21 protein-coding genes, 1 tRNA gene, 1 pseudogene and 1 riboswitch are annotated in these 18,236 nt (G+C 67.8%); of the genes and pseudogenes, 9 read left to right on the top strand and 14 right to left on the bottom strand.

The window, feature by feature from the left end:
• Positions 1–34: 34 nt before the first annotated feature.
• The 3 genes from E3O19_RS08575 to E3O19_RS08565 form a co-directional block, all read right to left on the bottom strand.
• A complete protein-coding gene (locus E3O19_RS08575) occupies positions 35–220 on the bottom strand; it encodes a Flp family type IVb pilin (RefSeq protein ID WP_198413885.1) in 186 nt (61 codons plus the stop codon).
• A gap of 601 nt (positions 221–821) precedes the next feature.
• Positions 822–1,454, bottom strand: coding sequence for a prepilin peptidase (locus E3O19_RS08570; protein ID WP_134566921.1), 633 nt, complete (start codon positions 1,452–1,454; stop codon positions 822–824).
• Between the two features lie 201 nt (positions 1,455–1,655).
• Positions 1,656–1,916: a thioredoxin domain-containing protein gene (locus E3O19_RS08565; RefSeq protein ID WP_174776913.1), complete on the bottom strand. Its 261-nt coding sequence runs from the start codon at positions 1,914–1,916 to the stop codon at positions 1,656–1,658.
• Positions 1,917–2,042: 126 nt separating this feature from the next.
• On the opposite strand from E3O19_RS08565, the gene orn reads away from it, so the two are divergent.
• From orn to E3O19_RS08545, 4 genes are all read left to right on the top strand, one after another.
• Positions 2,043–2,663: an oligoribonuclease gene (orn, locus tag E3O19_RS08560; RefSeq protein ID WP_134566919.1), complete on the top strand. Its 621-nt coding sequence runs from the start codon at positions 2,043–2,045 to the stop codon at positions 2,661–2,663.
• A gap of 45 nt (positions 2,664–2,708) precedes the next feature.
• Positions 2,709–2,784: transfer RNA gene (locus E3O19_RS08555), tRNA-His, on the top strand.
• Positions 2,785–2,901: 117 nt separating this feature from the next.
• Positions 2,902–3,252 carry a metallopeptidase family protein gene (locus E3O19_RS08550; RefSeq protein ID WP_134566918.1) on the top strand — a complete coding sequence of 117 codons (351 nt, stop codon included), beginning with the start codon at positions 2,902–2,904 and terminating at the stop codon, positions 3,250–3,252.
• A gap of 24 nt (positions 3,253–3,276) precedes the next feature.
• The gene (locus tag E3O19_RS08545; protein WP_134566917.1) at positions 3,277–4,563 is read left to right on the top strand and encodes a D-alanyl-D-alanine carboxypeptidase family protein; all 1,287 of its coding nucleotides are present in this window, start codon (positions 3,277–3,279) and stop codon (positions 4,561–4,563) included.
• A 36-nt stretch (positions 4,564–4,599) separates the two neighbouring features.
• Here the strand turns inward: E3O19_RS08545 and E3O19_RS08540 are convergent, their stop codons facing one another.
• Genes E3O19_RS08540 through E3O19_RS08520 form a run of 5 tightly spaced genes read right to left on the bottom strand, consistent with a single transcriptional unit; the run spans position 4,600 to position 8,390 of the window.
• The gene (locus E3O19_RS08540; RefSeq protein WP_134566916.1) at positions 4,600–4,860 is read right to left on the bottom strand and encodes a hypothetical protein; all 261 of its coding nucleotides are present in this window, start codon (positions 4,858–4,860) and stop codon (positions 4,600–4,602) included.
• A gap of 29 nt (positions 4,861–4,889) precedes the next feature.
• Entirely contained in the window at positions 4,890–5,489 is a 600-nt protein-coding gene (locus E3O19_RS08535; RefSeq protein ID WP_241981277.1) for an AAA family ATPase, read from the bottom strand.
• Entirely contained in the window at positions 5,476–6,258 is a 783-nt protein-coding gene (locus tag E3O19_RS08530) for an energy-coupling factor transporter transmembrane component T family protein (RefSeq protein ID WP_134566915.1), read from the bottom strand. The genes E3O19_RS08535 and E3O19_RS08530 overlap by 14 nt, the downstream gene beginning before the upstream one ends.
• Positions 6,255–7,760, bottom strand: coding sequence for an ABC transporter ATP-binding protein (locus E3O19_RS08525; RefSeq protein ID WP_134566914.1), 1,506 nt, complete (start codon positions 7,758–7,760; stop codon positions 6,255–6,257). Before E3O19_RS08525 ends, E3O19_RS08530 begins: the two co-directional genes overlap by 4 nt.
• A gap of 12 nt (positions 7,761–7,772) precedes the next feature.
• Entirely contained in the window at positions 7,773–8,390 is a 618-nt protein-coding gene (locus tag E3O19_RS08520; protein ID WP_134566913.1) for an ECF transporter S component, read from the bottom strand.
• A 36-nt stretch (positions 8,391–8,426) separates the two neighbouring features.
• Positions 8,427–8,537: riboswitch (TPP riboswitch) on the bottom strand.
• A 55-nt stretch (positions 8,538–8,592) separates the two neighbouring features.
• Here E3O19_RS08520 and E3O19_RS08515 point away from each other — a divergent pair.
• Together E3O19_RS08515 and nhaA are read left to right on the top strand one after the other, a co-directional pair.
• Entirely contained in the window at positions 8,593–8,817 is a 225-nt protein-coding gene (locus E3O19_RS08515; RefSeq protein WP_134566912.1) for a hypothetical protein, read from the top strand.
• Positions 8,818–8,967: 150 nt separating this feature from the next.
• Positions 8,968–10,314 (top strand): Na+/H+ antiporter NhaA, encoded by a 1,347-nt coding sequence (nhaA, locus tag E3O19_RS08510; RefSeq protein WP_134566911.1) that lies wholly within the window; start codon positions 8,968–8,970, stop codon positions 10,312–10,314.
• A 56-nt stretch (positions 10,315–10,370) separates the two neighbouring features.
• Here nhaA and E3O19_RS08505 read toward each other — a convergent pair whose 3' ends face one another.
• Positions 10,371–10,703: a hypothetical protein gene (locus E3O19_RS08505; protein ID WP_134566910.1), complete on the bottom strand. Its 333-nt coding sequence runs from the start codon at positions 10,701–10,703 to the stop codon at positions 10,371–10,373.
• 9 nt (positions 10,704–10,712) lie between these two features.
• A complete protein-coding gene (locus E3O19_RS08500) occupies positions 10,713–11,933 on the bottom strand; it encodes a DNA polymerase IV (RefSeq protein ID WP_134566909.1) in 1,221 nt (406 codons plus the stop codon).
• 119 nt (positions 11,934–12,052) lie between these two features.
• Here E3O19_RS08500 and E3O19_RS08495 point away from each other — a divergent pair, with 119 nt between their 5' ends.
• Entirely contained in the window at positions 12,053–12,613 is a 561-nt protein-coding gene (locus tag E3O19_RS08495; protein WP_134566908.1) for a TIGR03086 family metal-binding protein, read from the top strand.
• Between the two features lie 34 nt (positions 12,614–12,647).
• On the opposite strand, the gene E3O19_RS08490 is transcribed toward E3O19_RS08495, so the two are convergent.
• Genes E3O19_RS08490 through E3O19_RS08475 form a run of 4 tightly spaced genes read right to left on the bottom strand, consistent with a single transcriptional unit; the run spans position 12,648 to position 16,727 of the window.
• On the bottom strand, positions 12,648–13,448 hold the full coding sequence (locus E3O19_RS08490; RefSeq protein ID WP_134566907.1) for an ABC transporter permease: 801 nt from the start codon (positions 13,446–13,448) through the stop codon (positions 12,648–12,650).
• Positions 13,449–13,456: 8 nt separating this feature from the next.
• Positions 13,457–14,383, bottom strand: a complete 927-nt coding sequence (locus E3O19_RS08485) for an ABC transporter permease (protein ID WP_134566906.1) — start codon at positions 14,381–14,383, stop codon at positions 13,457–13,459.
• A gap of 41 nt (positions 14,384–14,424) precedes the next feature.
• The gene (locus E3O19_RS08480) at positions 14,425–15,627 is read right to left on the bottom strand and encodes an ABC transporter substrate-binding protein (protein ID WP_134566905.1); all 1,203 of its coding nucleotides are present in this window, start codon (positions 15,625–15,627) and stop codon (positions 14,425–14,427) included.
• A gap of 17 nt (positions 15,628–15,644) precedes the next feature.
• On the bottom strand, positions 15,645–16,727 hold the full coding sequence (locus E3O19_RS08475) for an ABC transporter ATP-binding protein (protein ID WP_134566904.1): 1,083 nt from the start codon (positions 16,725–16,727) through the stop codon (positions 15,645–15,647).
• Between the two features lie 149 nt (positions 16,728–16,876).
• On the opposite strand from E3O19_RS08475, the gene E3O19_RS08470 reads away from it, so the two are divergent.
• The gene (locus tag E3O19_RS08470; RefSeq protein WP_134566903.1) at positions 16,877–17,767 is read left to right on the top strand and encodes an ABC transporter ATP-binding protein; all 891 of its coding nucleotides are present in this window, start codon (positions 16,877–16,879) and stop codon (positions 17,765–17,767) included.
• Positions 17,764–18,236 (top strand): annotated as a pseudogene (locus tag E3O19_RS08465) (ABC transporter permease); the annotation flags it as partial. The gene E3O19_RS08470 and the pseudogene E3O19_RS08465, both read left to right, overlap by 4 nt.

Genomic DNA, 18,236 nt, shown 5'->3' with positions numbered 1-18,236 from the left:
CGTGCGGCCGATCGGGCGGGAGCCGGTGTTGCTGCTAGCCGCCGAGCGCGGTCTTGACCAGACCGAACTTCAGGTTGAGCTGGGTGCCGATCACGGTGACCGCAGCGATGATGACGACCGCGATGAGGGAAACCATGAGGCCGTATTCCACCGCGGTGGCGCCCTCCTCGTCGGTGCGCATGCTGTTGATGAGGGCCTGGATCTTGGTGTAGAACTTCATTTCGGGTTTTCCGTTCTGTGTAGGGCCGGCCGGGCCGACCGTGCGGGTTGTGGTCGTGCTCTACCCGCTGGAAGGGCTCACCTCCCCCTGTGCGGGTCTGACTCTTCCGGGGGAGGATTCGGGACTTGTCGGGATGACCGAGCAAGTGCTGACGAAGCTAGCTTCCCCGAGGGATGCTCACTACCTCCCAGTGCGGGGGTTCCCTGTCTGGGGGGTAGCTGATAATTGACTGTATGTTTTCTGAAAATTTCATGGGAAATACTCGCGACTCGGGCTAGTCGCGAGTGCGGCCGTCATTCGGGTGAGGGCCGGTCGGGTTGAGCGGCTCAGGGAAGCTCGCTGGATACGCCTCCGGCGTTACGGATCGAGAGAACGATCAGGAGGGCGGCAGGCTGGAAGCCGCCAGGGTTGCCTCTGGGATCACGCGAACGGCGCCGCGGATGATCGGGCAGGAAAGCAGGAATCGGGTACACAGGCGCTCCTCGGGTGAAGCGAACTCGCCTTCGGGTCGGCGACAATGAGAACGTACCCCTTCCGGCACAATGGACTCACCCCCCGACCTGGGGTGTTTCTGGCATCCTGCCTGCAGTTCGACCGGGGTTCAGGCGAGCAGCACGGCGAGGAAGGCCCCGGCCAGCATGGACGGCCCGAACGGAATGGAACCCTGCAGGGTCACCCGGCGAGCCGCCAGGGCGACCAGGGCGACCAGGCCGCCGATCAGGAAAGCGGCAACCGAGCCGACCAGCACCGCGGTCCAGCCGAGGTAGCCGAGGGCCAGGCCGAGTACCGCGGCCAGTTTGACATCACCCATCCCGACGCTGCTCGGCGAGACCAGGGCGAGCACGAAATAGAGCGTGAACAGCGCGGCACCGCCGAGAAACGCGCCCGCCAGGGCCGACCAGGATCCGTTGGAGGCCGAAGCGATCATCAGGAGCGCGGGAAGGGCGACCAGCGAGGGGTAGACGACGGCGTTGGGAAGCCTCCTTTCGGTGATATCCACGACGCTGAGAACCACCGCGATGAAGGCCAGGTACAGGTAGGCGGGCAGCTCCCAGCCGGCTCCGAACACCCAGACCACCAGCGCGACCAGCACTCCCGTGACCGTGACCGCGACGACGAGCACGGGCAGGGTGAAGCTGCGACGGTTGTGCAGCATCCGTTCGGCGATCCGCACGAGCGGCACCCCCAGCGCGCCACCGATCAGTCCGGCGATGATCGCCACCCAGGGCGCCACGCGGATTCAGCCCTCGCCGCGTGCCGCTGCACTGGGATGGTGGCTGACAAAAGGCTCACGTGGGATAAACGTCGTCCGACTCGGCACTGTGTCCCCCGCAGATTTTGTCGCTCTGGGTCTGATGTGATCCAGTACGACCCTATCGAACTACGGGGGCAGGGAAAGCGGGTTATCGATATAGCAGACGGCCCGTCTGGTTGGTCACAATGCCTTCGCGATCGCCACGAGCACCTGGGAGAGGGTGGGCACGCCGGTCGCCCGGAATATCTCCGAACCGGCGGCGTCGTGGACGATGACCGTCGGCGTGATCCGGATGCCGTTGGCCTCGGCCTCCGCGGTGTCCCTGGCCACGTCGAGCTCCCGCACCCGCGTCTGCGGAACCAGGCGCTCCACCTCTGCCAGCACCGCCCTGGTCTGCCGGCACGGCTCACAGAACGCGGAGGAAAAGTAGGTCAGTTCCATCAGGCGGTTCCCTTCCAGACCATGTCGAGGCATCAAAACCGTGCCGTCGACGATGTCTGGTCCAGTCTAGGTCGGGACTGGACCACTCTCCGAGGGCGGGTCCGTGGCCGCCGCTAGACTCGGCACATGACAAAAAGTAGTGACCGGTTGGTTTGGATCGACTGTGAGATGACCGGTTTGGACCTGGGTTCAGACGAACTCGTTGAAATAGCGGTCGTGATCACCGACTACGACCTCAATATCATCGACCCCGGCCTCGACATCGTGATCAAGCCGAACGACTCGGCCCTCGCGAACATGGGTGACTTCGTCAGGGACATGCACACCTCCTCCGGGCTGATCACCGAGATCCCCAATGGGGTCAGCGCCGCGGAGGCCGAATTCGAGGTTCTCGAGTATGTGCTCAAGTTCATTCCAGCCGAGCAGAAGGCCCCGCTGGCCGGCAATTCGATCGGCACCGACCGGGCCTTTCTCTCCAAATACATGCCGCGCCTGGACAACCAGTTGCACTACCGCAATGTCGACGTGTCGTCGATCAAGGAACTCGCCCGCCGCTGGTACCCGCGGGTGTACTTCAACGCTCCGGCGAAAGACGGCGGCCACCGCGCCCTGGCCGACATCCTCGAATCCATTCGAGAGCTCGCCTACTACCGCCAGACGGTTTTCGTGACCGACCCGGGACCCACCAGCGACCAGGCCAAATCGCGCGCCGCAGAGGCAGTGAACAACTTCAGTCCAAACGTGTAATAGAATTCTTGAGTTGCCTCTCCTCCGGGAGCCTGGCAGCACATGGTGGGTATAGCTCAGCTGGTAGAGCGTCCGGTTGTGGTCCGGAAGGTCGCGGGTTCAAGCCCCGTTACTCACCCCAATGTCGTCAAAAGCTCCACTAAGCGTGGAGCTTTTTGCGTCTAGACCTCGTGCAAACTGCCGCTCCCCGTGAAGCCTGCAGCAGTGAAGGGCGAGGCGCCCGTGAGAGGCTGAACGAATGCTGCAGTTGGGTCACGAGGAGTTCGAGCGTCTGGTCATCGACGAACTCGATCTCCTCCCCGACGACATGGTCGACGGGCTCGACAATGTGATCTTCGTGGTCGAGGACCGCCCGGAAGACGGAGAGCTCAACACCCTGGGTCTCTACGATGGCGTGGCACTGACCGAGCGCGGCCAATACGGATTCGGCGAGATGCCCGATCGCATCGTGGTGTTCCGCGAACCGCTCCTCGAGCTGTGCGCCGATCTGGACGAGCTGCACGACCAAATCCACATCACCCTCGTGCATGAGATCGCGCACTTCTACGGCATCGACGACGACAGGCTGCACGACCTCGGTTGGGGATGACCTCGCGCTTGCTAGCCTGAGCAAATGACTCGATTCCGACCTGGCCGTTTCATCGGCATCACGGTCGGCGCGCTCGCAATCCTCCTGATCGGCGTGTACGGACCGGCAACCCTCCTCGGCCCGCTCCCGGCCGCGACTGCCACCCGGGTGACCCCCTCGGTCGCCGATGCCAGCCCGTTCCCGCCGGTGCTGCCGGTTAAGGGAGGCAGCGCCGTTGTCGCCCTCGACAGCGTAACCCCCGGCGCGACCACCCCGGATGCCTCAGCGATCGCACAGACCGCACCCATCGCCGTGGGCGGCAGCGCCGAAGCACTGCCGATGGCGTCGGCCGCGAAGATCGTGACCGCGCTCGTCGTCTTGGATGCGAAGCCCCTGACTGTCGGTACGGTGGATCCGAAGATCCCGATCACCGCCGCTGATTACCAGGACTACATCGACTACGGCAACACGGGCGCCCGGACCGTGGTCGTCTTCCCCGGTGAGTTGTGGACGGAGACCGAGCTGCTACAGGCCATGGTCCTCGGCTCCAGCAATAACCACGCCGACACCCTGGCGCGTTGGGCCTTCGGCTCCATCGATGCGTACGTCGAGGCCGCCAACGCCTGGCTTGCCGCGCACGGCCTGTCCGGAACAACGGTCGCCGATGCCACCGGCCTCCACGACGCCAGCGCCGGCACGGCGACCGATCTCTCCCATCTGGCCGGGATGGCCGCGTCCAACCCGGTCATCGCGGAGCTTCTCTCGCGTCCCGCGTCGGCCCTGGTCGGCCAGCGCGGCGTCGACAACACGACCGCCTATCTGCCAGACGAGGGCATCACCGGCATCTCTCGCAGCCACACAGATGCCGCCGGTGTCTGCTTCCTGTTCACGGCCCGGGTCGGCAGCGGCGACTCGGTCTTCACCTTCGCTGGAGCGGTGATCGGTGAACCAGATTACAACACTCTGAAGACGGATCTCAGCGCGTTGATGGAGAGCGCCCGCGCCGGCGTCAGTGAGCTTCCGGTGCTGGCCAAGGGCGATGAGTACGTGCGGTTCAGCACCCCGTGGGGGGCCACCTCGGCCGGAACCGTCCGCGCGTCGAAGACCCGGTTCGGCTGGCAGGCCCAGGCCCCCGGTGCGGCAACACTCACCCTGGACACTTTTTCGACCGGCCGGGCGGGGCGCACCATCGGCCGGGTGTCGGTCGAAGCAGCCGGCACGCCGGTCTCGGCACCGCTCGTGCTCGACCGCACGATCAGCGCGCCGGGTCCGGGCTGGCGGCTGCTGAACCCGATCCCGATGATCTCCGCACTGCTGGCGGAACGCCGCTAGCCGGGCAGGAGCCGACGGCGCGGGCCGTGCTTCCTGTCAGTCCTGATCGTCGGTCGGCAGGTACGGGTCGCTGTCCCCGGAATCGAACCGGTAGCGCACGTGCAACCGCCCCTGCACGTCGCGCTCGTCGACTTCGTCGTACCAGAACAGGGCTTCGATGCCCTCGACGGCGGCGAGCATGCTGATTCGGGAATCGTGCGCGCCGTGAACGAGGACGCGTGAATCGACCTGCCCCTCGAGGGGACCGTCGATGAACTCTGCCGTGTAGAGGACGTTTGGGGTTTCGGGGCTGGCCATGTCTCCAACCTAGTCCGGGGCGGACCGTTTCAGGCGGCCGGCGTGCGGGGATTCTCCGTCGTGCCGCTGAGCCGGATCGTGGCGCCCCGTTCCGGGTCATCCCGGCCCAGGTAGGTCTCCCATTCGTGCTGCCACTCGTCCCAGTGCGACCGGAACAGGTCCCCGTCCCGCGCGAGGGCGCGTCGTTTGCGCACACCGTCGTCGGCGCGGAGCCAGATCCTGATCTCGCTGAACCGGAGATGCGCGGCGGCGAGGGCGCCGCAACCCTCCACGATGAGCGGGTGCGCCGGATCAACCGGATGCCATTCGGCAGCCCGAGCGTTCGCCCAGTCGTAGCGCTGCCAGGCCGCGGGCAGACCGTCCGCGCGCGGGGCGAGCACGTGCCGGGTCAAATGTTCAATCGCGGCGTCGAGTCCCTGCCAGCCGGGGTAGATGTCGTCGAGCCGAACCAGTTCCGGCTTCGGCCCTCCACTGGGCCAGGCGGCGGCGAGTCGGTCGGCCAGGGTGCTCTTGCCTGCCCCGCTCGGCCCGTCGATCAGCACGACCGGGGTAGGGCCGGCACCGGCCAGGGCGGCGAGGATCGGTCCGAGCAGGGCCGACGGGCGCGCGGCCGGGTCAGGCGAGGACAAAGTGCCAGTTTCCCGTCGCGACCGACACGACGACGGCCAGCAGCGCCACGATCAGGCCCATGCCGACCAGGGCATATTCCCGACCGCCGAACGTGGACGGTCTGGCCCAGGTCCGACGGATCGGGGCGCCGAAGCCCCTCGCCTCCATCGCCGTCGCCAGCTTGCTCCCGCGCCGGATAGACAACACCAGCAGCGCGAACGCCTGGCCGGCGAGCCGACGGATGGCACCACCATCGCCGATTCCCCTGGCCCGCCTGGCCAGTTCGAGGGCACGCCAGTCATCGATGAACAGGCCGACCAGCCTGAGTCCGGCCAGGCCGCCGAGCACGAACCGGGACGGCAACCGCACGACCTGGGCGAGGCCATCGGCGAGGTCGGTCGGGTCGACCGTGACGAACAGCACGACCGACGGGAGGCCGATCGCCAGGATCCGCAGGGTCGTGGCCACAGCCAGTTCGCTGGACCCTTGCGTCACGTGGATGAGCCCGAACGCCCAGTACACCTGCCCGGCCGCCTGACCGTAGAGGAGGGTGGTCAGGCCGGCCGTCGGCGCGGCCAGCCAGACCGGCAGGGTGCGGAGCAGGAACATCCGTGCGCTCAGGCCGGCCCAGAAGAACAGGACCAGCTCACAGCCGAGCGCGACCAGGGCGGACACCCAGTCGATGGTGAGCATGAGCACACCGGCCAGGAGGAGGGCCGACGCCAGCTTGGCCACCGGGTTGACCCGGAAGATCGCCCGCGTCCCCTCGGGGATCGAGAGCAGGCTCATCGCTGGACCACGGGCTGACTGGTGGCGACGGGGGGGAGCAGGCGGTATTCGCGGTCGGCGACGGCAGCGACGAAGTCGCTGTCGTGGGAGACGGCCAGCACCCCCGTTCCGTCGTCGATGAGTTCGAGCAGCAACGCCACCACTTCGCGCCAGGTGCGGAAGTCCTGGCCGAAGGTCGGTTCGTCGAGGACGAGCAGGCGTGGCTGGGTTGCCAGCACCGTTCCGACCGACAGCCGTCGTTTCTCCCCGCCGGACAGAGTGAACGGATTCGCCTCCGCCAGATGGTCGAGTCTGAGCCTCTGCAACAGGGTGTCGACCCGCGCATCGACCGCGGGTCCGCTCCGGCCAAGGGCACGCGGGCCGACCGCGAGCTCGGCTCGCACCGTGCCGGCAACGAATTGGTGCTCCGGGTCCTGGAAGACCGTGCCGACCCGGGTCAGGAGCTGGCGGGAGGTCCAGCCGATCGGCGCGGCGGCCGCCCCGGCGGCGAAGCCGGCACTTGCCTCGAGTTGTCCGCCCGACGGCTTCAACAGCCCGCCAAGGGTGAGGGCGAGGGTCGACTTCCCCGACCCGTTCGGCCCGGTGACGGCGAGGGCGGTCCCGGCCCCCACGGTGAGGTCGATGTCGCGGGCGACGACGACGCTCTTCGTGCGGGCGATGACGAGGGACTCCGCCCGAAGCAGAATGCCATCCGACCCGCCTCGCACAATAGTCCGCCGGACCGGCATCCCGTGACCGCGTCCTGGCACCCAGACGCCGGCCATCGAGAGCCGCTCACCCTGGCTGGTCAGCACATCATCCGGTCGGCCGTCGGCCAGCACTCCCCCGGTCTGATCGAGCACGATCACCCGGTTCACCAGGTCTTGCCAGATGGCCACCCGGTGCTCGATGACGATGAATGTCGCGGCCGAATGCTCCAGCACCCGTGCCACGGCGTCGCGCACCTCGATCACCCCATCGGGGTCGAGGTTGGCCGTCGGCTCGTCGAGCAGCAGCAGCCCCGGCCTCATCGCCAGCACGCCGGCCAGGGCGAGGCGTTGTTTCTGGCCGCCGGACAACGCCGAGGTGGGATGACCCAGCGGCACGTCCAGTCCCACCAGGGCAAGGCACTCGTGCACGCGGCGCCAGATCTCCTCGCGCGGCACGCCGAGGTTCTCGCAGCCGAAAGCGACGTCGTCGCCGACCCGGGCGAGGATGACCTGCGAGTCCGGATCCTGCAGCAGCAGCCCGGCCTGGCCGCGGGCGGCGGCCGGCTCGCCACCGTTGACCAGCAGCCGGCCGTGCTGTTCGCCCTCATCGTCGCCGCCGAGCACGCCGGCGAGGGCGTGCAGCAGTGTAGATTTTCCCGCCCCGGACGCGCCGAGCAACAGCACGCGTTCGCCGGGTTCGATCCTCAGGTCGAGCCGGGCGACCGCCCAGCCCGTGCGGCCGGCGTGCCGCCAGCCCCACCCCCTGGCGTCGACGGACGCACTCCGGGGGGTGGCCGAGTTCGCGGCGGTCATTGTTTCCGCGCCCTAGCTCGACGCACGAACCGCCCGGCCGGCTGCGAAGCGCGACAGCGCACCGGTGCGAGCCAGGCCGCGCATGGCCAGCCAGGAGAACAGGCCGGCCACAACGATGCCGGAGATGACGGCGGAGAGCGTGTAGATCGTGATGAACGGCGCCGCGGAAGCGGGGTACCAGAACAGCAGGTCATTGATCGCCAGGGCGAGGCCCGCGCCGGCGCCCGCCAGCAGGGAGACGTACAGGCGGTAGTTGGCGTAGAGGAAGATAGCGAATACCAGTTCGGCGCCGAGCCCCTGCACCGCCCCGGAGACGAGGATCGTGGCACCCCAGGCCGTGCCGCCCACCAGTGTGGAGACCACGGCCGCGAGCAGCTCGGTGTAGAGCGCAGCCCCCGGTTTGCGGATGACGAGGCCGCCGAGGACCCCGGCGAACAGCCAGCCGCCGCCGAGGAGAGCCTGAAGTCCAGGCAGGAGCGGGGTGAGCAGCCCGCTGAGCGGGTTGTAGGCCTGGTTCCAGACCACGAAGATCAATCCGCTGGCCACGCCGATGACGCTGGCCACGACGATGTCGACGACCCGCCACTTCCGTGAGGCCGACCGGGTGGTGATGATGGTTTCAGTGTGCACTTTTCGTGCCCTTTCCGTAGAGAAAACAGGGCACGGGTACGAGATGATCTGCCTCCCTGCGCTGGCATGATCCAGATCAGGTTCGACGGTCGAAGCTTTTCGAAGCTTCCTCTCAGCCCGGTTGACCGGACTCCCGTGTTCGTACTCAAGTATAGACCGCCGCCTAGACTTGTATGGTGACTCGAATCCGCGCAGTGTTCGGATGCGCACTGTTCGGGTGCGCACTGTTCGGGTGCGGGCAGCCGACGCGTTCGGTCGGACCACGGTGAGCGTCGCCGTTCCCCTAGTACTCGCGGCCGTTCTGATCCTGCTGCTGCGCCGCTTCATCCTGCGCCGGCGGCGGGTTCTGCGCGGACTCCCGGTGAGCGGCCCGTGGCACCTGCCGCCCTGGCTGCGGCTGCCATGGCTCCGTCGCGGGCGCGGCTGATCGAACGGTCGAACGGAGCGCGCGAACGGGCCGAGCGAACCCGCCGGACCCCGGACCGGGCCGTACTTCCGACCCCGTGTACGCTGGAAGTGGTGAGTCGGGAAGTCTGGTCGACACCCTAGTGTCGTACCGAAAACCAGAGGACCTCCCGTGAACCCACCATCGCAGTCCGCCCCCGCCGCGGAGTCCAAGGGCCGGATCTTCCGCCGGAGCAGCTACCTGGAGTACCTCCACGTCGCCCAGATCCTGCGCAAGGAGACCGTGGGCGGGGCCCTGCTCCTGGCTGCGACCGTCGTCGCCCTCGTCCTCGCCAACACTCCGGCCGCCGACTTCTACTTCTCGCTGCGCGACTTCGAAGTCGGCTTCGAGCCGTGGCACCTGAAGCTGAGCCTCGGCGCCTGGGCGGCGGACGGGCTGCTGGCCGTCTTCTTCTTCATCGCGGGTCTCGAGCTGAAACGCGAGTTCGTCGCCGGCGACCTGCGCACCTTCAGTCGTGCCGTCGTCCCCGTGGCGGCTGCGGTCGGCGGTGTGGTAACCCCGGCCCTCTTCTTCGTGGCCATCAACATCGGCGGCGGACCCGGCGCGCTCCGCGGCTGGGCCGTGCCGACCGCCACCGACATCGCCTTCGCCGTCGCCGTTCTGGCCGTAATCGGCTCCCACCTGCCGAGCGCGCTGCGCATCTTCCTGCTCACGCTGGCCGTCGTCGACGACCTGCTCGCCATCGGGATCATCGCGTTCTTCTACTCCAACGACATCCAGCCGATGATGCTCCTCCTCGCCGTCGTGCCGCTGGCCCTCTTCGCCTACCTCACCCACACGCACTCGAACTTCTTCGGCACGAGGACCTGGGCAGGCTGGGTCATCCTGCTGCCGATCGGGCTGCTGGTCTGGGGGCTGGTGCACGGCTCCGGCATCCATGCCACGGTCGCCGGCGTGCTGCTCGGTTTCGCGGTGCCGGTGCTGCGCAGCCGAAAGGGCGGCGGCCCCGACGCCGGCCCTGGTCTCGCCCAGACGCTCGAGCACCGCATCCGCCCGGTCTCGGCCGGTTTCGCCGTGCCCGTGTTCGCGTTCTTCTCCGCCGGGGTGAGTATCGGCGGCACCGCGGGACTCACGAAGGCCCTGACCGACCCGATCGCCGTCGGCATTGTTGTCGCCCTGGTCGCCGGGAAGCCGGTGGGTATCCTCTTTGCCACCTGGCTGGTCACCAGAACGACGAGGGGAACCCTCGATCCCGACCTGGCCTGGGTAGACGTCTTGGGGGTGGCGATGCTCGCAGGGGTGGGTTTCACGGTGTCGCTGCTGATCAGCGAACTCGGGTTCGGGCATGGCACGGTGCTCGACGACCACGCCAAGGTGGCCATCCTGACCGGGTCACTGCTCGCTGCGCTGCTCGCCACCGTTGTGCTGCGCGCACGCAACCGGCACTATCGGCTGGTCGAAGCGAAGGAACGGCTCGACGAGGACCGCGACGGGATCCCCGACGTCTTCGTCGACTGAACCGCACGGTCGCCGGCCGGGGCTCGGCCCGCCGTGTCGGCCGAGGACCGTGCAGCCTAGCGCTTCACCGCACGGATGACGCGGGAGATCGCCTTGCCGGCCACCCAGACGAACGGGATGCCGACGGCGAGCAGGGAGATGACGTTCGGCTCGAATCGTAGCGAACCACCCGACTTCACGTAGGCGCCGATCGGCAGCGACATTCCACCGCCACCACCACCGCTGCCCGTGCCGCTTTCGGCGGAATCGCCCTCGCCGCCGCCGAACCCGTAGTAGACGAGGGCGACGGGAACCAGGCTGATGCCGTCCACCTGCACGGGATCGCCGTAGGCGGTCTTCACGCCGGCGGAGCGGGAAATTTCTGCGAGCTTCTCTGGCAGGCTAGTCATCCCCTCAGGCTACCCCTTGTCCGGTTTGAGCAGAGAAGCCGGGCGCACGGCGCCGCGTCCGAACCTGGCGGTGACCGTGTCGACTGCCCGCTCAGCCCCGCGCCAGTCGTCGTCCGGGTCCCACAGGCCGAGACCCTGGCCGTCACCGTCGCCGAGCTGCTCCACGCGCACCCCGATCAGCCTCACCCGGATGCCGGAGGCGGCGAGCGTGGCGAAGCTGGCCGCGGCCTCCTCGTAGATCCTCCGACCGACGTCGGTGGCCTCCGCGAGGGTACGCGATCGTGTCACCGTGCTGAAGTCGGCGTAGCGCAGTTTCAGCACGACGCACCGGCCGACGAGCCCGGCGCCGCGAAGCCGGGCCGCCACCGCATCGGCCTGGCGCAGCAACTCGCTGCGGAGGCGGGCGACATCCGTGACGTCGTGCTCGAAGGTGACCTCGTGGCCGACACTCTTCTCCTCGCGCTCGGTGGTGACCGTGCGCGGGTCCCTCCCCCAGGCGAGATCGTGTAGTTTGCGCCCGGACGCCTCCCCCACCGCCTTCTGCAACACCGCCAGGGGGGTGCGGGCTACGTCACCGATCTGCCTCAGGCCGAGCCGAAAAAGCGACGCCTCGGTCGTCTGGCCGACCCCCCAGAGGGCGCCGACGGGCAGCGGATGCAGGAAAGCGAGGGTCTCCTCCGCGGGGATCACGAGCAGCCCGTTGGGTTTGGCGCGCCCCGAGGCCATCTTGGCGACGAACTTGGTCGATGCCGCGCCGACGGAGCAGGTGAGCCCGGTCTCGGCCTCCACGGTGCGCCGGATCAGCGCGCCGACCACGGCCGGCGAACCGTGTAAACGTCTGGCGCCGGCAACGTCGAGGAACGCCTCATCGATGCCGAGCTGTTCGACGAGCGGCGTGATGTCGCCGAAGATACCCATCACCTGGTCCGAGAAGTGCTTGTACCTGCTCATCTGGGGCTCGAGCACCACTGCCGACGGGCAGCGGCGCAGCGCGAGCGCCATCGGCATGGCCGAGTTGACCCCATAGCGCCGGGCGACGTAGTTCGCCGCGGTGACGACGGATCGGCCGGAGCGGTGCCCGACAATCACGGGTTTGTCGACGAGTTCGGGACGGTCGAGCAGCTCCACCGACGCGAAGAACGCGTCCAGGTCCACGTGAAGCAGGGTCGCGGTGCTGTCGTCGACGGATGCCGCCGAGACCGTTCGGTCACTTCCGTCCTGCCTGCTCATGGAGTGACCCTAACCCACCGGGCTGCCCTGACGCGCCACCGGATTCCCGGCACCCGATTTCGTGACGCGGAATGCGAGCGGGCCGGACTCCGTTGCACCTGACAACGAAAGGAGCACCCATGACGCACGATTGGATTGCGCTGCAGAAATTGGCCCACGACGAGTTCACCGCTCGGGTCGACCGGATCACCGAATGGGACCGGGCCACGCCCGACCCCGACTGGACCGTGCGCGACCTCGTGCGCCATCTGGTTCTCGAGCAGCAATGGATCCCACCCCTGCTCGGTGGGCTCTCCCCGCTCGAGGCCCGCCGCGCCCTGGCTCCGTTGGGTGCGGACCTGGCCGCCGAGTGGCGCACCCACTCGGAGGCCGCGACCGCCGCGTGGCGGGCGACGCCGTTGGACGCCCCGGTGACGCTGTCGTATGACACGGTGACCGCCCTCGACTACCTGCGAGAGCAGGTCTCCGAGGTTGTCATCCATACCTGGGATCTCGCGCGCGCCACGGCCGCGGACGATACGCTCGACGGGTCGCTCGTCGCAGCGGTCTGGACGGTCTTCGAGCCGCAGCGGGACACACTGGAGGCCAGCGGCCTCTTCGCCTCGCCCGTTCCGATCGCCGAAGACGCCCCACTCCAGTCGAGGCTGCTCGCCCTGACCGGGCGCGACGCACGCGTCTAGTCTCGATTCGGCCGGCAGCTCACCCTGCGCGCGCCTACCGGGCGATCTTCTCCGCCCCGGCGATGCGCTGGGCGATGTAGATCGGCACGATGGACACGAGCACGAGCACGACAGCGATCACGTTGACCACCGGGGCCTGGTTCGGCCGGAACAGGTTGTCGAGGATCCAGAGCGGCAGGGTCTTCACCGACGAACCTGCCGTGAAGGTCGTGACGATGATCTCGTCGAAGGAGAGGGCGAACGCCAGCAGCCCACCCGCGAACAACGCGGACCGCAGCTGGGGGAACGTGATCAGCCGGAAAGTGGTCCACACCCCGGCACCCAGGTCGGCGGAAGCATCTTCGTAGCTGGTGCCGAGGAGTCGGAGGCGCGCGATCACGTTGTTGAACACGGTGACGATACAGAACGTGGCGTGCGCGACGATCACCGTGACAATGGAAAGTTGCAGTCCGAGGATCGTTCGGAATGCGTTGTTGAGCGCGATGCCCGTGATGATGCCGGGAAGGGCGATCGGCAGGATAACCAGCAGGCTCACCGCCTCCCGCCCGAAGAACTCGAAGCGCTGCAGGGCCAGGGAGGCCAACGTGCCGAGCACCAGGGAGATCACGGTCGCGGCGAGGGCAACCTGCACGCTGGTGAGCACGGCATCGAGCGCGCCCGCGTTACCGAAGGCCTTCACCCACCATTCCAGGGTAAACCCGGGCGGCGGCCAGGTCAGGCTCGTACTCGTGCTGAACGAGTTGACGAGCACCACGACAAGCGGCAGGTATATTGCCGCGAGCACGACGATCGTGATCGCGGCCAGTAGGCCCCGCGCCAGGCTGCTCAGTCTCATGGTGGCCTCTACAGGTTGTCCAGGGCACCGGTGCGGCGCACGGCGGCGAGGTAGGCGAAGATGATCACGATCGGGATCAGGGCGATGGCCGCGGCGAGCGGCAGGTTGTTGGCCGCGCCGACGTTCGTGTAGACGAGGTTGCCCAGCATCTGGTTGGCCCCGCCCACGATGTTCACCGTGATGTAGTCGCCAAGCGAGAGGCTGAAGCTGAAGATCGAGCCGGCGATGATGGCCGGCCAGATCATCGGCAGCACCACGAGGCGCAGGGTCGACCAGGTCTTGCCGCCCAGATCGCCGGATGCCTCCAGCAGCGAGTCCGGCACCCGCTCGAGTCCGGCATAGATGGGAAGGATCACGTAGGGCAGCCACAGGTAGGAGAGCGTGATGATGGTCGCCGGCAGGCCATAGCCGGGGGTCTGGCCACCGAACGGCGCCACCAGCCATTCGAAGATCCCGTCCCGGGAGAGCACGGAACGCCAGGCGTAGGCCTTGACGAGGTAGCTGGCCCACAGCGGCATGAGCACTGCAATCACGAGAACCCGCTGCAGCCTCGCGCTGGCCACCTTCGCCATGAAGAACGCGATCGGCAAGGCGATCAGGATGTCGACAAGGGTCACCAGCAGTGCCACCCCCACCGTACGAAGGGTCACGGTCTGGTACAGCGACCCGGTGAGCACCGCGATGATGTTGTCCAACGTCCAGGTCTGCGAGATGGTGCCGGTGAAGGTGTCGACGGTCCAGAGCGCGGTGATCAACAGTGCCGCCAGGGCAGCGATGTAGACCAGGCCCAGCCAGAACATCGGTGCCGACAGCAGCAGCGACAGGCGCAGCCTCGGATGCCTGCTCAGAAAGACCGAGCCCCGCCGGGCGACCGTGTCCCGCGGGGCGGGAACGATCGGCCGGCCGACGGGCCGGGTCGGAGTGTCAACGGTCATGGTGCCTTTCTGCTCGCGCGGGAAGGAGGGAGGCCGGCGCGCTAGCCCTTGATCTCCTGCCAGGCGGTGGTCCAGGCGGCGTAGTCGGTGCACTTGACGTCGGTGCGGCCGTCGACGCACGTGGCGATCGGAGTGGTCCAATACCAGATCTTCGACGCGTAGTCGGCGTCACCGGCGTGGAAGAGCGAGCACTGGTCAGGGTTCGACATGAAGTCGCAGGCCTTCTGGTTGGAGGGTGCCTCCCCGAAATACTCTGTGGCCTGCGCGTTGGCCTTCGGGCTGCTGATGTAGTTCAGCCAGGCGTACGCGCAGTTCGGGTTCTTCGCCTTCGACCCGACCATCCAGGTGTCCGACCAGCCCGTGACGCCCTCGGAGGGCACGACGACCTCCGCCTTGGTTCCCGGGGCCAGGGAGTTGCGGATGACCTGCCAGGTCGTGCCGACGACGGTGTCCCCGGTCTCGAATGCCTGGATCGACTTGAGGTAATCCGACCAGTACTCGCCGATGTTCGGGCGCTGCACCTTGAGGAGGTCCACGGCCGCGGCCAGCTGCTTCTCGTCGAGGGCGTAAGGGTTTTTGATGCCGAGGTCGGGCTGGTGGCTCATCAGGTACATGGCGGCATCCGCGATGTAGATCGGCGAGTCGTAGGCGGTGACCTTACCTTTGTAGGCCGAGGACTTGTCGAACACGACGTTCCAGGACGTGGGCGCCGGGGTCACGGCGTCCGTTTTGTACATGAGCAGATTCGCCCCGTAGCCGTGCGGCACCCCGTAGGAGACGCCGTCGACGCTGTTCCAGGCCTGCAGTTTGAGGAAGTCGTAGACGCCGGCGTAGTTGGGGATCAGGTCGGTGTTCACGGGGGCGACGTCGCCGGCCGCGACGAGACGAAGCGAGGCGTCACCGGATGCCGCGACCAGGTCGTAGTCGCCGGTCTTCATCAGGTTGAACGCCTCGTCCGAGGTGCCGTAGGTCTTGCTGGTGACCTTGCACCCGGTCTCGTCCTGGAAGGCGCTGACCCAGTCGACGGCCGGGTCGTTGCTGCCGTCCTCCACGTAGCCCGGCCAGGCGAGGATCGACACTGCCCCTTCGTTGGTGCCGAGTTTCGTCGGGGCCTTGGCCCCCGTGCTTCCGCCGTTGCCGGCCGAGGTGGTGCCGCAGGCGGTCAGGAGGGCGACGGAGAGGATGGCCAGCCCGGCGAGGGCGGCCGATGTCTTCGTGCGACGAAGGGGAGTAGAGCGATTCATTGCGGTCTCCATTTGAGTTAGCGTGTTGCGGGTTCTGGTCTGGTGAGCAGGGGAAGGTCGTCGGCGGGAATCGGGGCGGCGGCCAGGGCCACCGTGTCGCGTTCGTCCCAGCCCACCCGCACCCGGGATCCGCGTTCGTCTTCGCCGACCCGGTCGGCGTCGTTCTGTTCGAGGACGGTGACGCGTGTGCCGATGTCGAGGTCGACGATCAGACGGGTGCTGCTGCCCACGTAGATGACCTCGGCGAGGACGCCCGCCACCTCGCGGTCGGTGTGGATGGCGGTGTCCTCGCGGCCGATGCTCATCTTCTCCGGCCGCACGGAGTGGATGCCGCCGCGCCCGAGCACCAGCCTGGACAGGGTGTCGTCGAGGATGTTGGAGGTGCCGACGAACGCGGCGACGAACGGTGAGACCGGTTTGTCGTAGATCTCGGCCGGACTGCCGAGTTGCTCGATCCGGCCCTCGTTGAAGACCGCGATCCGGTCGCTGAGGGTGAGGGCTTCCTCCTGGTCGTGCGTGACGAAGATGAAGGTGATCCCGAGTTCGCGCTGCAGTTCCTTGAGCTCGACCTGCATCTGTTCCCGGAGTTTGAGGTCAAGGGCACCGAGCGGCTCGTCGAGGAGCAGTGCCTTGGGGCGCACCACCGTCGCCCTGGCGAGGGCGACCCGTTGGCGCTGGCCGCCGGACAACTGACCTGGTTTACGGTCGCCGTAACCCTCGAGGCGCACGGTGGCGAGCGCTTCCCTGGCCAGTGCGTGCCGCTCGCGTCTCGGCATCCCGCGCACCCGGAGTCCATAGGCGACGTTGTCGAGCACGCTCATGTGCGGGAAGAGCGCGTAGTCCTGGAAGACCGTGTTGACGTCACGGTCGAACGGCGCGCGGTCCGTGACGTCCTGGCCGAAGAGGGACACCGTGCCGCTGGTGGGCTGTTCGAATCCGGCGATCAGGCGGAGCACGGTCGTCTTGCCGGAGCCGGACGGCCCGAGCATGGAGAAGAACTCCCCCTCAGCGATGTCGAGGTCGACCCCGTCGACGGCGTTGACCGCGCCGAACGTCTTGGTCAACCCGGTCAACCGGATCGCTGGTTGGTCAGCAGCCACGGGGCCTCCTCGCTCGTCCTTGTCGCTAAATCATATGGAAGCGGATGTAACTTCGTCCGGTTTCCCATGTTGCGGTCGGGTCACAATGCGTTTCGCTGCCATCATGGCCCCTCTCGTCCGCGCCCGTCAGGCTGAGTAGGGTGAGAAACATGACCGAAGCCATCAGCGTGCGGGGCCTGACGAAGAGTTTCGGCAAGGTCAGGGCCCTGGAGCACCTCGACCTTGCTGTGGCGGTCGGCGAGGTTCACGGCTTCCTCGGACAGAACGGTTCGGGGAAGACGACGACCCTGCGCATCCTGCTGGGGCTTCTCCGGGCCGACTCCGGAGAGGTGGCGTTGCTCGGGGGCGACCCGTGGTCCGACGCGGTCGACCTGCACCGCCGCCTGGCCTATGTGCCCGGAGATGTGACGCTCTGGCCGTCTCTGTCCGGCGGAGAGGTCATCGATCTGCTCGGCCGGTTGCGCGGCGGACTCAACCCGGTGCGGCGCGCCGACCTGTTAGAGAGATTTCAGCTGGATCCCACCAAGAAGTGCCGCACCTACTCGAAGGGCAACCGGCAGAAGGTGGCGTTGATCGCCGCGTTGGCCAGCGACGTCGAGCTGTTGCTCCTGGACGAACCGACCTCCGGCCTGGACCCGCTGATGGAGGCCACCTTCCGTTCCTGCGTGCAGGAGTTGCGCACCGCCGGGCGCACCGTGCTGCTGAGCAGCCACATCCTGGCCGAGGTCGAGGCGTTGTGCGACCGGGTCAGCATCATCCGAAACGGCGCCGTCGTGGAGACCGGCTCCATCGCCGCCATGCGGCACCTGACACGCACGGTGATCCAGGCCGAGGTGCCGGCGGTGCCGATCGGTCTCGCCGCGATGCCCGGCGTGCACGAGGTGGTGGTGACCGGCAACCGCATCACGGCGAGCGTGGAAACGGCCGGCCTCCCCGGGCTGCTCGCCGCGCTCGGCGCGGCAGGGGTCAGCTCGCTGACGAGCAGCCCGCCGACCCTGGAGGAGCTGTTCCTGCGCCACTACGAGAGCGTACGGAGATGAGCACCCAGCTGCGGGGCACGGTCAGCCTGCTACGTCTGGCACTGCGCCGGGACCGCTGGCTGCTGCTCGGGTCCGTTCTCGGATTCGCCGGGATCGCCGCCTCGTCCGCGTCGGCGACCGCGGGCCTGTACCCCGATCCGGCGTCCCGGATCGAGGCGGCCGGGGCGGTCAACGCGTCCGCCGCGATCGTGGCCATGTACGGGCGGATCTACGATCCCACCTCGCTCGGCGCGCTGGCCATGTTCAAACCCGCCGTCTTCGGTGCGGTAGCCGTGGCGATCCTGATGGTGGTCGTCGTGATCCGGCACACCCGCGCCGAAGAGGAGTCGGGAAGGCTCGAGCTTGTCGGCGCCGGCGTGGTCGGGCGCTCGGCCCCGCTCGCCGCGGCGTTGATCGTCGCCATCGGGGCCAGCGCGGCAATCGGGGCGGCCACCGCCGCGGGGCTCCTCGCCGCCGGCCTGCCGGCGCC

Origin of the sequence: Cryobacterium algoritolerans (assembly GCF_004402785.1) — a bacterium.
GTDB classification, from domain to species: domain Bacteria; phylum Actinomycetota; class Actinomycetes; order Actinomycetales; family Microbacteriaceae; genus Cryobacterium; species Cryobacterium algoritolerans.
Note: the sequence above shows the minus strand (reverse complement) of the source record. Positions and strands in the feature narration are given on the sequence as shown.

Coding starts and splice junctions, on each gene's coding strand:
- E3O19_RS08565 (WP_174776913.1), bottom strand. CDS start 1,916: ATGGAACTGACCTACTTTTCCTCCGCGTTCTGTGAGCCGTGCCGGCAG.
- E3O19_RS08470 (WP_134566903.1), top strand. CDS start 16,877: ATGACCGAAGCCATCAGCGTGCGGGGCCTGACGAAGAGTTTCGGCAAG.
- E3O19_RS08540 (WP_134566916.1), bottom strand. CDS start 4,860: ATGGCCAGCCCCGAAACCCCAAACGTCCTCTACACGGCAGAGTTCATC.
- E3O19_RS08500 (WP_134566909.1), bottom strand. CDS start 11,933: ATGAGCAGGCAGGACGGAAGTGACCGAACGGTCTCGGCGGCATCCGTC.
- E3O19_RS08490 (WP_134566907.1), bottom strand. CDS start 13,448: ATGAGACTGAGCAGCCTGGCGCGGGGCCTACTGGCCGCGATCACGATC.
- E3O19_RS08530 (WP_134566915.1), bottom strand. CDS start 6,258: ATGAGCCTGCTCTCGATCCCCGAGGGGACGCGGGCGATCTTCCGGGTC.
- E3O19_RS08480 (WP_134566905.1), bottom strand. CDS start 15,627: ATGAATCGCTCTACTCCCCTTCGTCGCACGAAGACATCGGCCGCCCTC.
- orn (WP_134566919.1), top strand. CDS start 2,043: ATGACAAAAAGTAGTGACCGGTTGGTTTGGATCGACTGTGAGATGACC.
- E3O19_RS08550 (WP_134566918.1), top strand. CDS start 2,902: ATGCTGCAGTTGGGTCACGAGGAGTTCGAGCGTCTGGTCATCGACGAA.
- E3O19_RS08515 (WP_134566912.1), top strand. CDS start 8,593: ATGCGCACTGTTCGGGTGCGCACTGTTCGGGTGCGGGCAGCCGACGCG.
- E3O19_RS08485 (WP_134566906.1), bottom strand. CDS start 14,383: ATGACCGTTGACACTCCGACCCGGCCCGTCGGCCGGCCGATCGTTCCC.
- E3O19_RS08545 (WP_134566917.1), top strand. CDS start 3,277: ATGACTCGATTCCGACCTGGCCGTTTCATCGGCATCACGGTCGGCGCG.
- E3O19_RS08495 (WP_134566908.1), top strand. CDS start 12,053: ATGACGCACGATTGGATTGCGCTGCAGAAATTGGCCCACGACGAGTTC.
- E3O19_RS08575 (WP_198413885.1), bottom strand. CDS start 220: ATGAAGTTCTACACCAAGATCCAGGCCCTCATCAACAGCATGCGCACC.
- E3O19_RS08525 (WP_134566914.1), bottom strand. CDS start 7,760: ATGACCGCCGCGAACTCGGCCACCCCCCGGAGTGCGTCCGTCGACGCC.
- E3O19_RS08505 (WP_134566910.1), bottom strand. CDS start 10,703: ATGACTAGCCTGCCAGAGAAGCTCGCAGAAATTTCCCGCTCCGCCGGC.